This is a genomic window from Rhodococcus triatomae (genome assembly GCF_014217785.1).
In the GTDB taxonomy this organism is placed as follows: domain Bacteria; phylum Actinomycetota; class Actinomycetes; order Mycobacteriales; family Mycobacteriaceae; genus Rhodococcus_F; species Rhodococcus_F triatomae.
In genome coordinates, this window is record NZ_CP048814.1 from 4,529,914 (window position 1) to 4,533,762 (window position 3,849).

Genomic DNA, 3,849 nt, shown 5'->3' on the forward strand with positions numbered 1-3,849 from the left:
GACCTGGCGGGCCGCCCCGTTCTCAAGCGGCTCGCCGATCGCGCCAATTCGACGATTGTGGTGACGGATTCGCGGCGGACCTCGTTCGTCTCGGCGCAGCGCCTCTCGGACTGGCGATCCGGGAGAAATGTGCCCGCTCGCTTCGACGGCCTCGCCGCCACCCTGCGGGTGCTCGTGGGTGCCGCGCGTGCCCGTCATCCGGAGCCTCCCGTCGAGGGGCTCTACTCGGTGCGCAACTGGCAGCAGCTGTGGGAGCAGGCCGGTCGCAGCGACGCTGCCGGCACGCGCGGCGGCGAGGCGCCGCGTCCGGTCGTGTCCACCGAGCCGCCGTACCGCGGGCTCGCCGCGTTCACCGCCGACGACAGCAGATTCTTCTTCGGCCGCAACCGCGCCACGGCGGCGCTGCTGGCCCTGGTGTTGGCCAATTCGGACGGGGTCGCGCTCACGGTGCTGGTGGGCGCGTCCGGTTCCGGCAAGTCGTCACTGCTCCACGCGGGACTTGCCCCCGCACTGGCCCCGGACCGAACGGCTGTCGAGATGACGCCCGGCCGCGATCCGGGGGAAGGACTCGACGCGGCCCTGGAGTCGGCACCGCGCGGCAGCCGCGTGGTCCTGATCGTCGACCAGTTCGAGGAGCTCTTCACCCAGACCACCGACGAACGGCGCCGGACCCGGTTCGTGGACCGGCTGATCGAACTCGCCCGGGACCGACGCGGCGGCTCGGCCACGGTGGATGCCGTCGTCGTCGCGGTGCGCGCCGACTTCTACGAGCAGTGCCTGCGGTATCCCGAGCTGGCCGAACGGCTCGAGTACGGACAGATGGTCCTCGGCCCGATGACCCAGGAGGAGATCGCGTCCGCCGTCGACGGCCCTGCCGAACTGGTGGGGGTCGGTGTGGAGCCGGGCCTGGTGGACGTCATGCTCCGGGACCTGGGTGCCGGTACCGACGGGAACGAGGAGTCCGCTCCCGGGCGGTACAACGCCGGCGCCCTCCCCCTGCTGGGCCATGCGCTGCTGGCCACGTGGCAGGAGCGCACCGGGGACCGGCTGTCCATCGCCGCGTACAAGTCGGTGGGCGGGGTCCGCGGTGCGGTGGCCCGCACCGCGGAGGAAGTCTGGTCGAAGCTCACCGCACCGCAGCAGTTCGCCGCGCGCCAGTTGCTGATGGAATTGGTGACGGTGGCCGAGGACGGCCCCGATACCCGGAGGAGAGTGTCCAGGCCCCGGCTGCTCGGTGCCTGCGCCGACCCCGCCGCGGCCGCTGCTGCCCTGCAGCGTCTCACCGACGCCCGACTGGTCACCGGTGACGCCACCGGTGTCGAGCTCACCCACGAGGCGGTGTTCGAGGCCTGGCCCCGTCTCGCGGGCTGGCTGAGCGAGGACCGCGCGGACGCGGTGTTGCGGCAGCGGATCGACAAGGACGCGCACGAGTGGGAGGCACACGACCGGGACGGGTCGTTGCTGTACCGCGGGCTGAGGCTCGAGTCCGCGCTCACGTGGGCGGAGGGCCGCGGCGAGCGGGTCGGGTCGACGACGGCCGCGTTCATCGAGGCGGGTCGCCGGCAGGATCGTTCGGCGCGGGTGCGCCGTCGCGTCCTGGTGGCGGCGCTGACGGTGCTCGCGCTGGTCGCCTCGGTGGCGGCGGTCACCGCGCAGGTGCAGCGTCTCGCTGCCGACGACGAACGGAACGCGGCACAGTTCGCGGAGGTGCTGGCACAGGCGGCCCGCACCCAGAACTCGGACCCGTCGTTGTCCGCGCAGTTGTCCCTGGTCGCGCGGGACACCCGACCGGAGGACGACACGGCGTTCACGATGACGGTCGCGACGCAGAACTCGCCCTTGGCGAGTCCCCTCAGCGGACACGACGGCGCGGTCTATCACACGGCCGTCGGCCCGAACGGGATCGCGGCGTCGGCCAGCTACGACCGCACGATCAGGCTGTGGAACGTGGACGGTCCCCGCGCCCAGGTGGGTCCGCCCCTGGTCGGGCACACCAGCTGGGTGACCAGTGTGGCGTTCTCTCCGGACGGCGCACTGCTCGCGAGCGGCAGCGGCGATCACACCGTGCGGTTGTGGGATGTCCGGGACCCGGAACATCCCCGGCCGATCGGTGGCCCGCTGGAGGGGCACGACGGCGCGATCTACATGGTGGCGTTCAGTCCGGACGGGCGCACGGTGGCGAGTGCCGGCGACGACGGCACCGTCCGGCTGTGGAACGTGGAGGATCCCGAGGCGGTGGTGGACCGGTCTCCCCCACTGCGGGGTCACACGGCGGCGGTTCGGTCGGTGGCGTTCAGCCCGGACGGCCGGACCCTGGTGTCGGGGAGCGACGACCTCACGGCGCGATTGTGGAACCTGTCCGACCCGGCTGCGCCCGAACCGTGGGGCCCGCCTCTGGTCGGGCACTCGGACACGGTGCACTCGGTGGCGTTCAGCCCGGACGGCAGCCTGCTGGCGACCGGCAGCGACGATCAGAGCGTGCGGCTGTGGTTCGTGGACGACATGCGGACGCCCGTCCCGGCGCGGGAGTCGCTCACCGGTCACGACGCCGCGATCTGGTCCATCGGCTTCAGCCCGGACGGGTCGGCGCTCGTGTCGGCGAGTTGGGACGGTACGGCGCGGATCTGGTCGCTGAAGGACCCGAATCGACCGACCGTGCTCGGTCAGCCGTTGGCGGGCAGCAGCGGTGGACTGACCACTGCCGTGTTCACCCGCGACGGGCACACGGTGGTGACCGGCGGCCAGGACGGTGTGGTGCGGATGTGGACCCTGTCCGACGCGGTGCTGGCAGGGCACACGCTCCGGGTGGCCACCCCCGCGGTCAGTGCCGACGGCCGGGTGATGGCAACCGGCTCGCGGGACGGCACGGCACTGGTGTGGGATGTCGCGGACGGGCACACTCCGGTGGCCCGGGCGCGGGTGACGCCTCCGGACGGGCTCGGGATCGAGGCGATCGCGATGTCCGCGGACGGCACGCTCCTCGCGTCGGCGAGCCTGGGCACCGGCCGGATCCAGTTGTGGGACATCGATCGACCGGATCCGGTGCCTGCCGGTCCGCCCCTCGAGGTGGCCGCACGCTACACGCACGGCCTGGCGTTCAGCCCGGACGGCAGCCTGCTCGCCACCGCGGCGGGTGACCAGTCGGTCCAGTTGTGGCAGTTGCACCGTCACGGCCCGCCGACGGCGGTGGCGCCTCCGCTCACCGGGGCGGCCGGCTGGATCAACGCCGTCCAGTTCAGCCCCGACGGGTCGGTCCTGGCCGCCGCGAGCAGCGACAAGACGGTGCACCTGTGGGACGTGTCCGAGCCGTCCGCTCCCCGGACCGCCGGCCCGCCGCTGGTCGGGCACGACGGCGCGGTGAACACGGTGGCCTTCAGCGCGGACGGGCAGGTGCTGGCCAGTGGCAGCGACGACCAGACCATCCGGGTGTGGGAGTGGCAGGAGGGTTCACGGGCCGAGGCGGCCGTGCTGACCGGTCACTCGAGCACGATCCGTTCGGTCTCGTTTGCCCCCGACGGCCGGATGCTGGCCAGCGGCAGCGACGATCAGAGCGTGCGGCTGTGGAACGTCGACGACCCGGAGCAGGCGCATGCGGTGGGCGGCTCGGTGGTTCCGGACGGGACGGTGCGGTGGCGGGTCGTGTACGGCGCCAGTCCGGACGTGCTCCTGGCCGCGGGTGAGGGCGGCGCGGTACGCGCGCTGGACCTCGATGTCGAGCATTCCCGGGAGCGGGTGTGTGCGGCGACCGGCGGGATCCTCACCCGCGAGATCTGGCCGCAGTACCTGACCGACCTGCGCTACCGGTCGCCCTGTGCGTGAGACCTCGACTACCGGTCGGCCGGCTCCCGG

Annotated in this window: 1 protein-coding gene; it reads left to right on the forward strand. The window is 72.8% G+C overall.

What is annotated here, in order from left to right:
* The first annotated feature begins 129 nt into the window (after nucleotides 1–129).
* A complete protein-coding gene (locus G4H71_RS21515) occupies nucleotides 130–3,819 on the forward strand; it encodes an nSTAND1 domain-containing NTPase (protein ID WP_246442715.1) in 3,690 nt (1,229 codons plus the stop codon).
* Nucleotides 3,820–3,849 lie beyond the last annotated feature (30 nt).